The 1,156-nt window shown below is 63.8% G+C and carries 1 protein-coding gene; it reads right to left on the reverse strand.

Annotation, left to right across the window (positions count from 1 at the left end; genetic code table 11):
• Positions 1-1,154, reverse strand: a 1,154-nt coding sequence (locus ACP7AL_RS25510) for an IS256 family transposase (protein ID WP_425995468.1), incomplete at its 3' end; no start/stop codon positions are given.
• Positions 1,155-1,156 lie beyond the last annotated feature (2 nt).

Genomic DNA, 1,156 nt, shown 5'->3' on the forward strand with positions numbered 1-1,156 from the left:
TCGTTGAATGTCACACCGAGAACAAGTTTTGGCAACTGGTTGTGGCCATCGAGACGCCGCCAGCTTTTCTGCGCGGCCTCAAGCAGTTTGAAGACCATCGCGAGCGCCGTCCTGTTGGACAGGCAACCCTTCGATCGGATCGTGCGGTGGCGCACGGTAGCGAAGGTGCTTTCAATGGGATTGGTCGTCCGCAGGTGTTTCCAGTGTTCGGCCGGGAAGTCGTAGAACGCCAGTAGCGTGTCCCGATCCTTGCTCAGGCAGTCGGCCGCCTTCTCGTATTTGGGCGTGTAGCTCTCGATGAAGGCGTCGAACGCCAGATCGGCGCCGGCCTTGGTTTCGGCCATCCAGATCTCCTGCAACGCGCGTTTGGCCTTCGGCTGCTGGCTCTTCGGCAACTTGGCGAGCACGTTGGCGGTCTTGTGCACCCAACAGCGCTGCTCGCGCGTTTTCGGCCAGACCTCGCCGGCGGCCTTCCAGAACCCGCGTGCGCCATCGGCGATGACGAGCCGTGGCGCCACGTCGAGCCCGCGCCGCTTGAGATCGAGCAGCAGATCGCGCCAGTCCTGCGCGCTCTCGCGGGCGCCATCGGTGAAGCCGACCAGTTCCTTGCGGCCTTCCGGCGTCGCGCCGATCAGCACCAGGATGCACTGCTTTTCGTCTTCGAGGCGTGCTTGGAGATGGATGCCATCGGCCCAGATGTAGACGTAGCGCTTCGCCGACAGATCGCGCCTCTGCCACGCGGTGTGTTCGTCAAGCCAACCGTCCTTCAGACGGCCGATGGCGGATGCCGACAACCCGGCAGCATCCTTGCCCAGCAGCGCGGCCGAGCGGCGCATGTAGGGCGGCAGGATCGACGGAGAGAACCGGATGCGGTCGGGATCGGTAGCGTCCGCCTCGCGATCGCGTACACGCGGCTGGCGGACGGCGACCGGACCGATACCGGTCATCACCTCGCGTTCCGGCAGGTGACCGTGGCGCACGACACGCTGGTGGCCGTCCGCAGTCTTCAAATCGGCATGCTTGCCGAGAAAGTCCGCGACCTCGGCCTCGACCGCCTGGGCCAACAGAGCACGCGCCCCATTGCGCAAGATTTCGGTGAGTTGATCGTCGACGTTTCCTGGCTGAATCAGCTTGATGATGTTATCTTTGAACACGG

Source organism: Afipia sp. DC4300-2b1, assembly GCF_049895725.1.
GTDB lineage: Bacteria > Pseudomonadota > Alphaproteobacteria > Rhizobiales > Xanthobacteraceae > Afipia > Afipia broomeae.